The organism is Amycolatopsis sp. NPDC001319 (assembly GCF_042896185.1).
In the GTDB taxonomy this organism is placed as follows: domain Bacteria; phylum Actinomycetota; class Actinomycetes; order Mycobacteriales; family Pseudonocardiaceae; genus Amycolatopsis.
In genome coordinates, this window is the sequence record NZ_JBIAWY010000001.1 from 994,968 (window position 1) to 1,008,066 (window position 13,099).

At 70.9% G+C, this 13,099-nt stretch carries 14 protein-coding genes; 8 read left to right on the forward strand and 6 right to left on the reverse strand.

Translation table 11 applies throughout. From position 1 onward, the window contains the following. Positions 1–2: 2 nt before the first annotated feature. Entirely contained in the window at positions 3–998 is a 996-nt protein-coding gene (locus ACFY1H_RS04710; protein WP_386944609.1) for an ABC transporter ATP-binding protein, read from the forward strand. Further along, positions 995–2,116 (forward strand): oligopeptide/dipeptide ABC transporter ATP-binding protein, encoded by a 1,122-nt coding sequence (locus ACFY1H_RS04715; RefSeq protein ID WP_366584040.1) that lies wholly within the window; start codon positions 995–997, stop codon positions 2,114–2,116. The genes ACFY1H_RS04710 and ACFY1H_RS04715 overlap by 4 nt, the downstream gene beginning before the upstream one ends. 52 nt (positions 2,117–2,168) lie before the next feature. Here ACFY1H_RS04715 and ACFY1H_RS04720 read toward each other — a convergent pair whose 3' ends face one another. After that, the gene (locus ACFY1H_RS04720; protein ID WP_386944612.1) at positions 2,169–2,591 is read right to left on the reverse strand and encodes a YybH family protein; all 423 of its coding nucleotides are present in this window, start codon (positions 2,589–2,591) and stop codon (positions 2,169–2,171) included. Positions 2,592–2,689: 98 nt separating this feature from the next. Between ACFY1H_RS04720 and ACFY1H_RS04725 the strand changes: the two genes are divergently transcribed. The 3 genes from ACFY1H_RS04725 to ACFY1H_RS04735 all read left to right on the forward strand — a co-directional run bounded on the left by ACFY1H_RS04725 (position 2,690) and on the right by ACFY1H_RS04735 (position 5,021). Beyond that, on the forward strand, positions 2,690–3,079 hold the full coding sequence (locus ACFY1H_RS04725) for a YciI family protein (protein ID WP_366584038.1): 390 nt from the start codon (positions 2,690–2,692) through the stop codon (positions 3,077–3,079). Continuing rightward, positions 3,076–4,272, forward strand: coding sequence for an RNA polymerase sigma factor (locus ACFY1H_RS04730; RefSeq protein ID WP_386944614.1), 1,197 nt, complete (start codon positions 3,076–3,078; stop codon positions 4,270–4,272). The genes ACFY1H_RS04725 and ACFY1H_RS04730 overlap by 4 nt, the downstream gene beginning before the upstream one ends. Positions 4,273–4,379: 107 nt before the next feature. Then, entirely contained in the window at positions 4,380–5,021 is a 642-nt protein-coding gene (locus ACFY1H_RS04735) for a DedA family protein (protein WP_366584036.1), read from the forward strand. Here the strand turns inward: ACFY1H_RS04735 and ACFY1H_RS04740 are convergent. Continuing rightward, positions 5,018–5,590, reverse strand: a complete 573-nt coding sequence (locus ACFY1H_RS04740; protein ID WP_366584035.1) for a TetR/AcrR family transcriptional regulator — start codon at positions 5,588–5,590, stop codon at positions 5,018–5,020. The two genes, ACFY1H_RS04735 and ACFY1H_RS04740, sit on opposite strands and share 4 nt — an antisense overlap. Before the next feature lie 90 nt (positions 5,591–5,680). On the opposite strand from ACFY1H_RS04740, the gene ACFY1H_RS04745 reads away from it, so the two are divergent. Further along, positions 5,681–6,829, forward strand: coding sequence for a YbfB/YjiJ family MFS transporter (locus tag ACFY1H_RS04745; protein WP_386944617.1), 1,149 nt, complete (start codon positions 5,681–5,683; stop codon positions 6,827–6,829). Here the strand turns inward: ACFY1H_RS04745 and ACFY1H_RS04750 are convergent. Beyond that, the gene (locus ACFY1H_RS04750; protein ID WP_366584033.1) at positions 6,812–7,720 is read right to left on the reverse strand and encodes an EamA family transporter; all 909 of its coding nucleotides are present in this window, start codon (positions 7,718–7,720) and stop codon (positions 6,812–6,814) included. The two genes, ACFY1H_RS04745 and ACFY1H_RS04750, sit on opposite strands and share 18 nt — an antisense overlap. An 88-nt stretch (positions 7,721–7,808) precedes the next feature. Here ACFY1H_RS04750 and ACFY1H_RS04755 point away from each other — a divergent pair, with 88 nt between their 5' ends. Then, the gene (locus tag ACFY1H_RS04755; protein ID WP_366584032.1) at positions 7,809–8,714 is read left to right on the forward strand and encodes a LysR family transcriptional regulator; all 906 of its coding nucleotides are present in this window, start codon (positions 7,809–7,811) and stop codon (positions 8,712–8,714) included. On the opposite strand, the gene ACFY1H_RS04760 is transcribed toward ACFY1H_RS04755, so the two are convergent. Further along, on the reverse strand, positions 8,711–9,259 hold the full coding sequence (locus tag ACFY1H_RS04760; protein ID WP_386944619.1) for a DedA family protein: 549 nt from the start codon (positions 9,257–9,259) through the stop codon (positions 8,711–8,713). The two genes, ACFY1H_RS04755 and ACFY1H_RS04760, sit on opposite strands and share 4 nt — an antisense overlap. A gap of 129 nt (positions 9,260–9,388) precedes the next feature. Between ACFY1H_RS04760 and ACFY1H_RS04765 the strand changes: the two genes are divergently transcribed. Next, positions 9,389–10,288, forward strand: coding sequence for an SDR family oxidoreductase (locus ACFY1H_RS04765; protein WP_386944621.1), 900 nt, complete (start codon positions 9,389–9,391; stop codon positions 10,286–10,288). On the opposite strand, the gene ACFY1H_RS04770 is transcribed toward ACFY1H_RS04765, so the two are convergent. Together ACFY1H_RS04770 and leuA are read right to left on the reverse strand one after the other, a co-directional pair. Next, a complete protein-coding gene (locus ACFY1H_RS04770) occupies positions 10,279–11,250 on the reverse strand; it encodes a helix-turn-helix transcriptional regulator (RefSeq protein ID WP_386944623.1) in 972 nt (323 codons plus the stop codon). The genes ACFY1H_RS04765 and ACFY1H_RS04770 overlap by 10 nt on opposite strands. 7 nt (positions 11,251–11,257) lie before the next feature. Then, the gene (gene leuA, locus ACFY1H_RS04775; RefSeq protein ID WP_366584029.1) at positions 11,258–13,045 is read right to left on the reverse strand and encodes a 2-isopropylmalate synthase; all 1,788 of its coding nucleotides are present in this window, start codon (positions 13,043–13,045) and stop codon (positions 11,258–11,260) included. Positions 13,046–13,099: the final 54 nt, after the last annotated feature.

Genomic DNA, 13,099 nt, shown 5'->3' on the forward strand with positions numbered 1-13,099 from the left:
CCATGGCACTCCTCGAAGTCCGCGACCTCACGGTCGTGTTCCAGCGCCGCGGTGAGAAGCCGTTCACCGCGGTCGACGGCGTCAGCTTCGACGTCGAACCCGGCCAGACGGTGGGGCTCGTGGGCGAGTCCGGCTGCGGCAAGTCCGTGACGTCGCTGGCGATCATGCGGCTGCTGGCCAAGCGTGGCAACAAGGTCAGCGGTTCGGTGTCGTTCGAGGGCACCGACCTGCTGAAGATCTCCGACCGCGACATGCGTGACCGGCGCGGGCGCGATCTGGGCATGGTGTTTCAGGACCCGCTGTCCTCGCTCAACCCCGTGATCCCGATCGGGCTGCAGATCACCGAGGTGCTCGAACGCCACCGCGGGATGTCGCGCAGCAAAGCCAAAGTCGAGGCCGCGGACCTGCTCGACAAGGTCGGCATCCCCGACCCGACGCGGCGGCTTTCCGAGTACCCGCACCAGCTTTCGGGCGGGATGCGCCAGCGCGCGCTCATCGCGATCGCGCTCGCGTGCCGGCCGCGGCTGCTCATCGCCGACGAGCCGACGACCGCGCTCGACGTGACCATCCAGGCGCAGATCCTCGCGCTGCTGCGGGAACTGGTGCAGGACACCGGCACCGCGCTGATCATGATCACGCACGACCTCGGTGTCGTCGCCGGTCTGTGCGACGAGGTCAACGTGCTCTACGGCGGCAAGATCGTGGAGCGCGCCGAGCGCCACGCGCTGTTCGCCGAGCCGAGGCACCCGTACACCCACGGGCTGCTGGCCTCGATCCCGCGCCTCGACGTGGGCCGGGGCGAGAAGCTCGTGCCGATCCCCGGCTCCGTGTCCGACAACATCCCGTGGGACGGCGGGTGCGCCTTCGCGCCGCGCTGCCCCAACGCGCTGGACGTCTGCCAGGAGCGTTCGCCGCAGCTCGTGTCCGACCGCAACGGCCTGCTGCGCTGCCACAACCCGGTGAAGCCCGCCGTGGCCACCGCAGGAGGAACCCGATGACCGAGGTGATCAACGAGCCGCAGGACGAGGTCCTGCTGGAGGTCACCGACCTCAAGGTGCACTTCCCGATCAAGCGCGGTGTCGTGGTCGACCGCACCGTCGGCCACGTGTACGCGGTGGACGGCGTCGACCTGTCGATCCGCCGCGGCGAGACCTACGGCCTGGTCGGCGAGTCCGGCTGCGGCAAGTCCACGCTGGGCCGCGCGATCCTGCGGCTCAACGAGCCGACGGCCGGCAAGGTCGTGTTCGACGGCACGGACGTCGCTCAGCTCAAGGGCGAAAAGCTGCGCAAGGCGCGGCGGCGCATGCAGATGATCTTCCAGGACCCGATGTCCAGTTTGGACCCTCGGCAGCCGGTGGAGTCCATCCTGCTCGAAGGCATGCGCGCGCACGGGCTGGCCAAGGACAAGGCCGCCACGGACCAGCGGCTGCGTGAGCTGCTGGGCGCGGTCGGCCTGCCCGAGACGGCGCTGCGCAAGTACCCGCACGAGTTCTCGGGCGGGCAGCGCCAGCGCATCGGCATCGCGCGGGCGCTGGCCGTGGAGCCGGACCTGATCGTGGCCGACGAGCCGGTGTCCGCGCTCGACGTGTCGGTGCAGGCGCAGGTGGTGAACCTGCTGGAGGACCTGCAGAACGAGCTGGGCCTCACGTACGTGGTGATCGCCCACGACCTCGCCGTCGTCCGGCACATCTCCGACCGCATCGGCGTGATGTACCTGGGCGCGCTGGTGGAGGAGACGACGTCGGCCGAGCTGTACGAGAACCCGCTGCACCCGTACACCCGGGCGCTGCTCTCGGCGATTCCCGTGCCGGACCCGCTCGTGGAGGACACCCGGGAGCAGATCCTGCTCGCGGGCGACCTGCCTTCGCCGGCCAACCCGCCTTCGGGCTGCCGGTTCCACACCCGCTGCCCGTGGCGACAGGCAAGCCTGTGCGACACCGACCGCCCCGAGCTGCGCGAGATCGGCGCCGGCCACCGCGTCGCCTGCCACTACGCCGAAGACATCCGCGACGGCCGAATCCAGCCGCACGACGTCGAGCCGGAACTGGTGGAGCTCACCGGCGTCCTGAACCCGGACGCGGCGCCGGACATCGGTTCGGTGACGGAGATCTTGTAACCGCTGGGCGATGAAGGGCACCTCGATCTCCTCGAGGTGCCCTTCATCGCGTTTACGGCCGCAGGTCGATGGCGGCCCGGAACGAACCGTCCATGTGGAACGGCGTCGAGCTGTGCTCGTGCACGATCCGCCACGCACCGTCGACGCGGCGGAAGGCCAGCGTCGAGCGGAACCACAGCGTGAACGGTTCGCTCATCCCCACCGGCACGGCCGACATCTTCGCCAGCGCCGTGGTGAAGGCCAGGTCGCCGGACTCGGTCACCTCGACGTCGGTGTACTCGTAGGTCACCGGGCCGTCGAACGTGCCGAACCACTTCGTGAGGAACTCCTCCGACGCGCCGGTGGTGCGCAGGGGCGGCGCGAGGTCGAACTTCACCGCGCCTTCCGCGTAGCCCGCGACCAGGCGCCCGGGGTCCTTGGCGTACATCGCGGCGGTGCGCTCGGCCAGCAGGTCGCGGATCTCGTTTTCGGACATTCTGTGCTCTCCTTGCCTGGTCGGGTTTCACGGGGGACGTCGAAGCCGTCCGCGTGGCTTCGACATCCCGGGTGACGACGATTTCGAGGAGGCACCCGATGAAGTACCTGGTCCTGATCTACGGCAACCCGGCGTCCCGGTCGGCGTGGGCGGGGATGAGCGATGCGCAGAAGGCCGCGGGCCTGCGGGCGTACGTCGAGTTCAACGACGGCCTGGACGGCTCCGGCGAGCGCATCGTGTCCGAGCGGCTGGCCGCGCCGGAGCTCACGAAGCAGGTCATCGTGCGCGACGACCAGGTGAGCACCACCGACGGGCCCTTCGCGGAGATCAAGGAGCAGCTCGCCGGGTTCTACCTGCTGGATTGCGACTCCGAGGACCGCGCGCTGGAGATCGCGGCGCGGATCCCGGAGGCGCCATACGCGACGATCGAGGTCCGGCCCGTGATGGGCCTGACCGGCGACGTGGACTTCGACCTGGGCGACCTGTGATCGAGGGCCTCCTGCGCGAGCTGGCGCCGCAGGTCCTCACCGCGCTCGTGCGCCGCTACGGCGGGTTCGACACGTGTGAGGACGCCGTGCAGGAGGCCTTGCTCGCCGCGGCTGTGCAGTGGCCGCGCGACGGCGTGCCGGACAACCCCAAGGCGTGGCTCATCACCACGGCTTCGCGGCGGCGGATCGAGCTGTGGCGCAGCGACTCCGCCCGGCACCGGCGTGAGGAGACCGTGGCCGCGCTGGCGCCACCCGACCCGGACCCGGCGCCGGCCGTGGACGACACGCTCACCTTGCTCCTGCTCTGCTGCCACCCGGCGCTGACGCGGCCCTCGCAGGTCGCGCTGACGTTGCGCGCGGTCGGCGGCCTGACGACGGCCGAGATCGCGCGGGCGTTCCTCGTGCCGGAGCCGACGATCGGCCAGCGCATCAGCCGCGCGAAGCAGAAGGTGAAAGGCACGTCGTTCAGCCTGCCGCCGGAGCACGAACGGCCCGCTCGCGTCGCCGCGGTGCTGCAGGTGCTGTACCTGATCTTCACGGAGGGCCACACGGCCAGCGCCGGCTCGGCCGTCGACCGCGTGGAGCTCACCGCCGAGGCCATCCGGCTCACGCGGCAGCTGCACGCCGAGCTCCCCGACGATGGCGAGGTCACCGGCCTGCTGGCGTTGATGCTGCTCACCGGCGCACGCCGGGCCGCGCGGCTCGGCGAGAACGGCACGATGGTCCCCCTCGCGGAGCAGGACCGGTCGCGGTGGGACGCCGACGCCATCGCCGAGGGCACCGCGCTGATCACCCACGCGCTCGCGACCGCGCCCGTCGGTCCGTACCAGCTGCAGGCCGCGATCGCCGCCGTCCACGACGAGGCGCCTTCGGCCGAGGACACCGACTGGCCGCAGATCCTGCTGCTCTACGACCTGCTGTGCCAGGTCGCGCCCGGACCGATGGTGACGCTCAACCGGCTCGTGGCGCTCGCGATGGTCGAGGGCCCGGCCGTCGCGCTGGCCGAGCTCGACGCGTCGGAGCCGCCGGATCACTACCGCGTCGACGTCGTCCGCGCGCACCTGCTGGAGCTCGCGGGTGATCTCGACGCCGCCCGGGAGTACTACGCCGCGGCGGCACGGCGGACGTTGAGCTTGCCTGAGCGCCGGCACCTCGAAGCGCGCGCTTCGTCCGATATGTACGGAAAACCCTGACTCAAGTCGGACCCCACCCCCGACTGAAGGGTGACGCCCGCGCACGAGGGCCCCGGTAGTCTGCGAAGTGCAGGCACAAAACCGGCAAGCCGCAGGGGGTAGGGGCAGTGAACATCGACCACGTGCTGGAGGCGATCCCTCCGCTGTCGGTCTACCTCCTGGTGGGGCTCGTCGTGATGGTCGAGAGCCTCGGCATCCCGCTGCCCGGCGAGATCGTGCTCGTGAGTGCCGCGCTGCTCGCGTCTTCGCACAGCGGTCTCAACCCGCTGTGGATCGGCGTCCTGGCCAGCGCGGGCGCCATCATCGGCGACAGCATCGGGTACCTGATCGGCCGCAAGGGCGGGAAACGCCTCTTCGACTGGGCCGGCCGGAAGTTCCCCAAACACTTCGGTCCACAGCACATCGCGAACGCGGAACGGATGTTCCACAAACGCGGCATGTGGGCCGTGTTCTTCGGCCGCTTCGTCGCCGTGCTGCGCATCCTCGCCGGCCCGCTCGCGGGGTCGCTGAACATGCACTACCCGCGTTTCCTCATCGCCAACGCGCTCGGCGGCATCGTCTGGGCCGGCGGCACCACCGCGTTGATCTACTACCTCGGTGTGGTCGCGGACAAGTGGCTCAAGGGCTTCCAGTGGGCGGGCCTCGGCGCGGCGGTGGTGATCGGCGTGGTCGTGACGCTGGTTCTGAAGCGGCGCATGTCGCGTAACCACGAGGCCCAGGCGGAGCAGAAGGACGACGCGGTCGCCTAGTTCGCCGGCGGTGAGATCAGCGTCGCCGCGAGCCGCTTCGCCGTGTGGAACGGCCGGGAGGCCTGGGTGACCACGGACGTGACGGCGGCACCCTCCAGCAACAGCATCAGCTCGTCGGCCAGGGTTTCGGCGTGCTCCGCCCTGATGCGGTGGAGTTGCGTCAGCAGGTAGCCGTGCAGCGCAGTCTTGTGGTGACGGACGACTTCGCGCACCGGATCGGCCGGGTCGGGGAACTCCGAGGTGGCGTTGAGGAAGCCGCAGCCGCGGTAGCCGTCGCGGGAGAGCCAGGCTTCGTAGGCGTCGAACACCGCCGGCACCCGCTGCGCCGGATCCGTGTGCGCGGCCGTGATGCGGTCGATCTCCTCCTGCCACTGCCGGTCCCGTTCCCGCAGGTAGGCGACGACCAGCCGGCTCTTCGACCCGAAGTTGCCGTAGAGCGCGGCCTTCGTCACGCCGGCTTCGGCCGCCACGGTGTCGACGCCCACGGCGTGGATGCCGTCGCGGTAGAACAACGTCGACGCCGCCTTGAGCACTTTGGCTCCCGCGTCGCCGGGCCGGGTCCGGCTCACGTCTCCTCCAGACTGTTCAGTCTCTGCTTTGACCAGTCCAGACTCTAGCATCGGTTGACAACAGACAGACCTGTCTGTTTGGTTGCGCTGATGGTCAGTGAGCAGACAACCGCACGGTGGTGGTCCACCGCCGCGGTCGGCGCCGGCGTGATCGCGCTCTGCTACGGCTTCGCGCGTTATGCCTACGGGCTGTTCGTGCCCCGGTTCGGCGTGACGTTCGGGCTCACGACCGTCGGCGTCGGCGTGCTGGGCGGACTGTCCACCGCGGGTTACGGCGTCGGGCTCCTGTTGTCCCTGCGCACGGCCACGCGGTCCGCGCGCGGCACCGTGCTGCTGGCCGGGGCGGTGGCGGCGGTGGGGCTCGGACTGATGGCGGCTGCACCGAACGTGGGCGTGTTCGGCGCCGGGATCGTGCTCGCGGGCGGCAGCGCGGGTCTGGTCTCGCCCGGTGTCGCGCAGCTGATCGGGGAAACGGTCGGGGCGCGCCACCGGGTCCGGGCCCAGACCTGGGCCAACACCGGGACCGGGCTCGGGCTGGCCGCGTCGGCGTTCACGCCGTTGCTGGCCGTCGGCTGGCCCTCGATCTGGGCCGGCTTCGCCGTGCTCGCCGCGGCGATGACGGTGCTGGCCTGGCGGACGTTGCCGCGAACGCCCGCAGCCGCCGCCGAGATCCCCGTGCCGGTCCACGGCCTGGTCCCGCTCGTGGTCGACTCCGTCCTCATCGGGGTGACGAGCGCGCCGTACTGGACGTTCTCCAGCTCCCGCCTCACCGCGTCGGGCCTGAGCCCGACCGCGGCGACCTGGTGCTGGTTCACCATCGGCGTGGCCGGGCTGCTCGGCGGCCTGGCCGGGCGGGCCGCCGAGCGCGTCGGGCTGCGGACCGCCAACCTGGTCACGTGGACGCTGGCGGCGGCCGGCCTCGCCCTCTTGGCCCTGCCTACGCCGGGTCTCGCCGGCGCACTCGTCTCCAGTGCGTTGTTCGGCAGCACCTACATGGCGCTGACCGGGCTGTGCATCCTGTGGGCCGCCCGGCTGTTCCCCACGCGCCCGGCGCGGGGCGTGACCTGGTCGTTCGTCGGCCTCGGCGTCGGCCAGACCGCCGCGTCGCCGCTGGCCGGTGCGGCGGCGTCCGGGATCGGCCTGGCGGCGGTGTTCGGGCTGGCCGGGCTGGTGGCGCTCGTCGCGTGGAGCCAGCTCGACGCGCGCCTCGCCCCGCCGGGCTCAGGTCCCCGCGGGTAGCAGGTCTTCGTCGGGCAGCTCGACGGGTTTGCGCCGCAGGCTTCCCAGCAGCACCCCGCCGATCACCACGGCCGCGGCGACGATCTCGAGCACGGTGGGCACCTCGTCGAGCACGAAGTACGACGCGGTGAGCCCGACCACCGGCACGAGCAGCGAGAACGGCGCGACGACGCCGGCGGGATGGTGCTTCATCAGCGTCGTCCAGATGCCGGAGCCGACGACGGTGCCGAACGCGATCACGTACGCCATGCCCGCGACGCCGATCAGGCCGGTGGTGGTGCCGAGTGTCGTGAGGGAGTGCCAGCCGGCCGTCGGGCCCTCGAAGACGAACGACAGCGCCAGCATCGGCAGCGGCGGCACCACGGACATCCACAGCATGAGGTGCAGCGGGTTGTCGGGCGTCGCGCGGCGCACCGCGAGGTTGCCGAACGCCCAGCTCAGCGCGGCCAGCAGCGTCAGGATCACCGGCAGCAGCGCGGCGTGGGACGACTGCTGCCACGCGATCGCCGTCATGCCGGCGACGGCCAGCAGGATGCCGGTGAGCTGGCGCCCGGACACGCGTTCGCGCAGGAGCACGGCGCCGAGCAGCACGGTGAACGGCGCGGACGCCTGCAGCACCAGCGAAGCCAGGCCCGTCGGCATGCCGAGATCCATGGCGACGAACAGGAACGCGAACTGGCCCGTGCCGAACCCGAGGCCGTAGCCGAGCAGGTAGCGCAGCTTCACCTTGGGCCACGGCACGAACAGGATCGTCGGGATCGCGATCAGCGCGAACCGCAGCGCGCCGGCGAACATCGGCGGGAACTGGCCCAGGGCGGCGTGGATGGCGAGGAAGTTGCAGCCCCACAGCACGGCGACGAGCACGGCGAGGAGACGGTCACGTGCGGGCATGACCTCCACTGTGCAACCGCGGACCGTGAAGGACCAGCGAGAAAAACTGCACTGACCCTGTAGCCGTGCTTCACATAAGCTGGACATCGTGGACCTCGGAAGACTCCGGACATTGCGGGAGTTCGCGGACCGCGGCAGCGTGACTGCGGCGGCGAGGGCGCTGCACTGCACCCCTTCGGCGGTGTCGCAGCAGCTGCGGGCGCTCCAGTCGGAGGTCGGCCTGCCGCTGACCGAGCCGGACGGCCGCGGCCTGCGGCTCACCGACGCCGGCCGGGCGCTCGTCGCACGCGCCGACGAGGTGCTGGCGGCGCTGGATCGCGCGGAATCCGAGCTCGACACGTACCGAAGTGCGCCGCGCGGGCGGGTGCGGATCGCGATCTTCCAGTCGGCGGGGCTGATGCTGCTGCCGGGGCTGCTCACGCGCGTCGCGGAGTTCGACGGTCTGGAGGTGGACGTGCGTGATGTCGACATGACGCCTTCGGATGTCCCGGCGCTGGTCGCGGACTACGACGTGGTCGTGACGCACCGGGACGAGCACGCCGGCGAGTTCACCTCCGACCGGCTCGAGGTGGTGCCGCTGCTGCGGGAGCCGTTGGACGTCGCGTTGCCGGCGGGGCACGCGCTGGCGCGGCGGCGCCGGGTGGACCTCGCGGACCTCGCCGACGAACGCTGGATCTCCGTGGACCACGGGTTCCCGGTCGACGACGTGCTGCGGTCGCTGACCGTGCGCACGGGGGTGCGGCCGCAGATCGTCCAGCGCATCAACGATTTCCGCATCACCGAACGGCTCGTCGCGGCGGGGCACGGCATCGCGTTGCTGCCGCGCTACACGATGGACACGCGGCGGGGCAGCGGTCTGGTCGGCCGTCCGCTGGCCGGGATCCGCGCCGCGCGGCTGGTCGAGGTGGTGTGCCGGCGGGGTGCGTTGTCGCGGCCCGCGGTGGCGACGGTGATCGCCCAGCTGCGCGCGGAAGTGGCAGCGTTGACCGGTTAGCTCCGCGCTCCGCGGCGGACGCCGAACGTGATCGCCACGCCCAGCAGCGTCGCGACGCCGAAGGAGAGCAGCATGCTGACCACCGGTTCGTCGATGAGCTCGCCGAGGGCGTAGCCGAGGAAGGCGACGTACGACGTCCACAGCGTGATGCCGATCGCCGAGGCGCTGAAGAACTCGCCCATGGGCCAGCGCAGCGAGCCGGCCAGCAGTGCGCCGACCGTGCCACCCGAGGGCAGCCAGCGGGCCAGCACCAGGATCGGGCGCGGGTGGCGCTGGAGTCGGCCGTCGAGCCACGCCAGGCCGGCGGCCATCTTGCGGCGCCGGCTGAGCCGTTCCAGCACGCGGGCGCCGCCGAAGCGGCCCAGCGCGTAGAGGGCCTGGTCGCCCACCAGGCACCCGGCGGTGGCGACGGCGATCACCACGGCCAGCGACGTCCCGCCTTGCGCGGCCGCGATGCCCATGCCGAGGATCGTCACCTCGGTGGGCAGCAGGGGCACCAGCGAGACGACGAACAGCACCACGAGCCCTGCCGTCGTTGCGTCCACACTCCCATTAACCGTCGTGCGCGGGCGGATGAGTCCCGTTCACCGAGTACTCACAGCAAGGCACAGGCGGCACACAGCTTGGGTTAACCATGACAGCGGGTGTCATGGTTAACCGCGACGGTGGTCCGCATGAACCTTTCGGGAAAGATCGCCCTCGTCGCGGGCGGCACGCGGGGTGCGAGCCGCGCGATCGCCGTTGAGCTGGGACGGGCGGGGGCCTTCGTTTACGTGACCGGCCGGACGTCGGGCTCCGCTCGGTCCGAAGTGGACCGTCCGGAGACGATCGAGGACACGGTGGCTCTGGTCGTGGCGGCGGGCGGCCAGGCCGAGGCCGTTCGCGTCGACCACCTGGTGCCCGCCGAGGTCGCGGCCCTGGCCTCTCGTCTGGACCACCTGGACATCCTCGTCAACGGCCTCTGGGGCGGCGACCGCCACCTGGAATGGGGCAAACCCGTCTGGGAACACTCCCTGGACGCGGGCCTGCGCATGATCCGCCTGGCGATCGACGCGCACCTCATCACCAGCCACCACCTGCTGCCGCTGATGATCGACCGCCCGGGCGGCCTGGTGGTGGAACTGACGGACGGCACCGCGTCGTACAACTCGCGGTATCGGGAGGGGACGTCACTGCCGTTCTACCTGGCGAAGGCCTCCGCCCACCCGCTGGCCATCGGCGAGGCGGCCGAGCTGGCCCCGTTCGGCTGCACGGCCGTCGCGTTCACCCCGGGCTGGCTCCGCTCGGAAGCGATGCTGGAGGCGTACGGCGTCACGGAGTCCAACTGGCACGACGCGGAGGCGACGGTGCCGCACTTCGCCATCTCGGAATCCCCGACGTTCTGCGGCCGCACCATCGCGGCCCTCGCCGCGGACCCCGATCGGGCTCGGTGGTCCGGCCAGACGGTGAGCAGCGGCCAGCTCGCCCAGGCCTACTCGATCGACGACGTGGACGGCAGCCGCCCGGACGCGTGGCGCTACCTGGTGGAAGTGGCGGACGCCGGCAAGCCCGCAGATGTGACTGGCTACCGCTGAGCGTTGAGGGCGGCGAGTTCGGTGCCGATGTCGGCCAGGGCCGCGCGGAGTTCAGGTGGGTCGAGGACTTCGATGCCGGGGCTCAACGCCACCAGTTGGCCGAGCGCGATCTCGCCGCCCTCCAGCGCGAGTTCCGCCAGCGCCCAGCCGTCGGAGTCCGGGTCGGTCAGGGAGAGGACGGTGTCGGCGAGGTGTTCGCCGCCGAAGACGCGGCGGAGTTCGCGGACGGCGAGGCGGTTCAGGCGGGCCCGTACGCGCACGGGGCGGGAGACCTGTTCGAAGGTTGCGGAGGAAGTGCGCCACCAGGTCGGGAGGTCGAAATCGGCTGGGCGGTCGAAGGCCTCGGCGAGTTCCTCGGCGGTGAGGATCCGGGAGACGCGGTACGTGCGGTAGGCGTCCTCGATTCGTGCCACCAGGTACCAGACGCCCGCCTTCAACACGAGCCCCAACGGCTCCAGCGCTCGCTCCGCCACGCCGTCGCGCCGCTGGTAGGAAATCGCGAGCCGGCGTTGGGTCCAGACCGCGCGCGAGACGGTCGCAAGACAAGCAGGCTGGTCAGCGCCGCCGAACCACCCCGGTGCGTCGAGGTGAAACCGCCCGGCCACCAACGCCGCGTGGTCGCGCAGTTCCGTCGGCATCCCCGCCGAGATCTTCGCCCGGGCGGCGCTGCCGGCGGTGTCCAGCCCCAGCCCCGCCAAGGCTTCCGGCGCTCCCAAAGCGAACAGCGCCACGGCTTCCCGCGCGGTCAGTCCGTCGAGTCCGGCCCGCCAGCCGTCGACGAGGCGGTAGCCGCCGTGCCGCCCCTGTTCTGTCCACAGTGGAACGCCGGAGTCGCGCAAAGCCGCCAGATCGCGGTGCATCGTCCGCTCGGACACGCCCAGTTCGGCGGCGAGCTCGGAGGCGGTCGCGCTGCGGCGGCGCTGCAGGGTGAACAGCAGCGCGACCAGCCTCTCAGCTTTCAAGACAACGTCAGCGGTTCGCCCGGTTGACCGCGCTCACCACCGCGCGCAGCGACGACGTCACGATCGACGGGTCGATGCCCACGCCCCAGAACACGCGGTCGGAGATCGCGCACTCGATGTACGACGCGGCGCGCGAGTCGTCGCCCGGGGTCAGGGTGTGTTCGCTGTAGTCCAGGAGCCGCAGGTCGAAGCCGACGGTGGACAAGGCGTCGAAGAAGGCCGCGATGGGGCCGTTGCCGCGGCCGGTGATGTCGTGCTCGTCGCCGTCGACGGTCACCGTGGCTTCGATGTCGTACTCGCCGCCGCCGTTGTCGGTCACGCGCTGGCGCACCAGCTCCAGCGGGGTGCGCGGCTCGAGGTACTCCTTCGAGAACGCGTTCCACATCGTGGCCGGGTCGACCTCGCCGCCCTCGGTGTCGGTGTAGGCCTGGACCACCTTGGAGAACTCGATCTGCAGGCGCCGCGGCAGGTCGAGCTGGTGCTCGGCCTTCATGATGTAGGCGACGCCGCCCTTGCCCGACTGCGAGTTCACGCGGATCACGGCCTCGTACGTGCGGCCGACGTCCTTCGGGTCGATCGGCAGGTACGGGACCTCCCACGGGTAGTCGTCCACGGGCACGCCGGCCTTGTCGGCCGCGTCCTTCAGCGCGTCGAGACCCTTGTTGATCGCGTCCTGGTGGCTGCCGGAGAACGCGGTGAACACCAGGTCGCCGCCCCACGGCGTGCGCTCGCCCACGGGCAGCTGGTTGCAGTACTCGACGGTGCGCTTGATCTCGTCGATGTCCGAGAAGTCGATCTGCGGGTCGATGCCCTGGCTGAACAGGTTCATGCCCAGCGCGACGAGGTCGACGTTGCCGGTGCGCTCACCGTTGCCGAACAGGCAGCCCTCGATGCGGTCCGCGCCGGCCTGGTAACCCAGCTCGGCGGCGGCGATGCCGGTGCCGCGGTCGTTGTGCGGGTGCAGCGACAGGATCACCGAGTCGCGGCGCTCCAGGTTGCGGCTCATCCACTCGATCGAGTCGGCGTAGACGTTCGGCGTCGCCATCTCGACGGTCGCCGGCAGGTTCAGGATCACCGGCTTCTCCGGCGTCGGCTGCCAGATCTCGGTGACGGCGTTGCAGACCTCGAGCGCGTACGACAGCTCGGTCCCGGTGTAGGACTCGGGCGAGTACTGGAAGCGGAAGTCCGTGTCCGGCTGCTTCGCGGCCAGCTCGAGCACCATTTCCGCGCCCTGCGTCGCGATCTTCTTGATGCCCTCGCGCTCCTCGCGGAACACCACGCGGCGCTGCAGGATCGAGGTCGAGTTGTAGATGTGCACGATCGCGCGCGGCGCGCCCTCGAGCGACTTGAACGTGCGCTCGATCAGCTCCGGGCGGCACTGCGTCAGCACCTGGATGCTCACGTCGTCCGGGATCGCGCCCTCGTCGATGATCTCGCGGACGAAGTCGAAGTCGGTCTGCGACGCGGCGGGGAACCCGACCTCGATCTCCTTGTAGCCCATGCGTACGAGCAGGTCGAAGAACTTGCGCTTGCGCGCCGGCGACATCGGGTCGATCAGGGCCTGGTTGCCGTCACGCAGGTCCACCGCGCACCACAGCGGCGCCCGCTCGATGCGCTTCGAGGGCCAGGTGCGGTCGGGCAGGTCGATGTTCTCGATCAGCTCGTACCAGGGCTTGTAGCGGTGGACGGGCATCGAAGTGCCGCGTTGCGGGTTCCACCGGGGCTGGTCCGCGGGCGCCGGGCGCGAGGGCGTGCGGACGCGGGAGGTATTCGTACGGGGGTCGTTCGTGGCCATGGGTGAAGACGTCTCCTGACGAGGTGGGTGCATACGACCGGCACCACAAAGCCC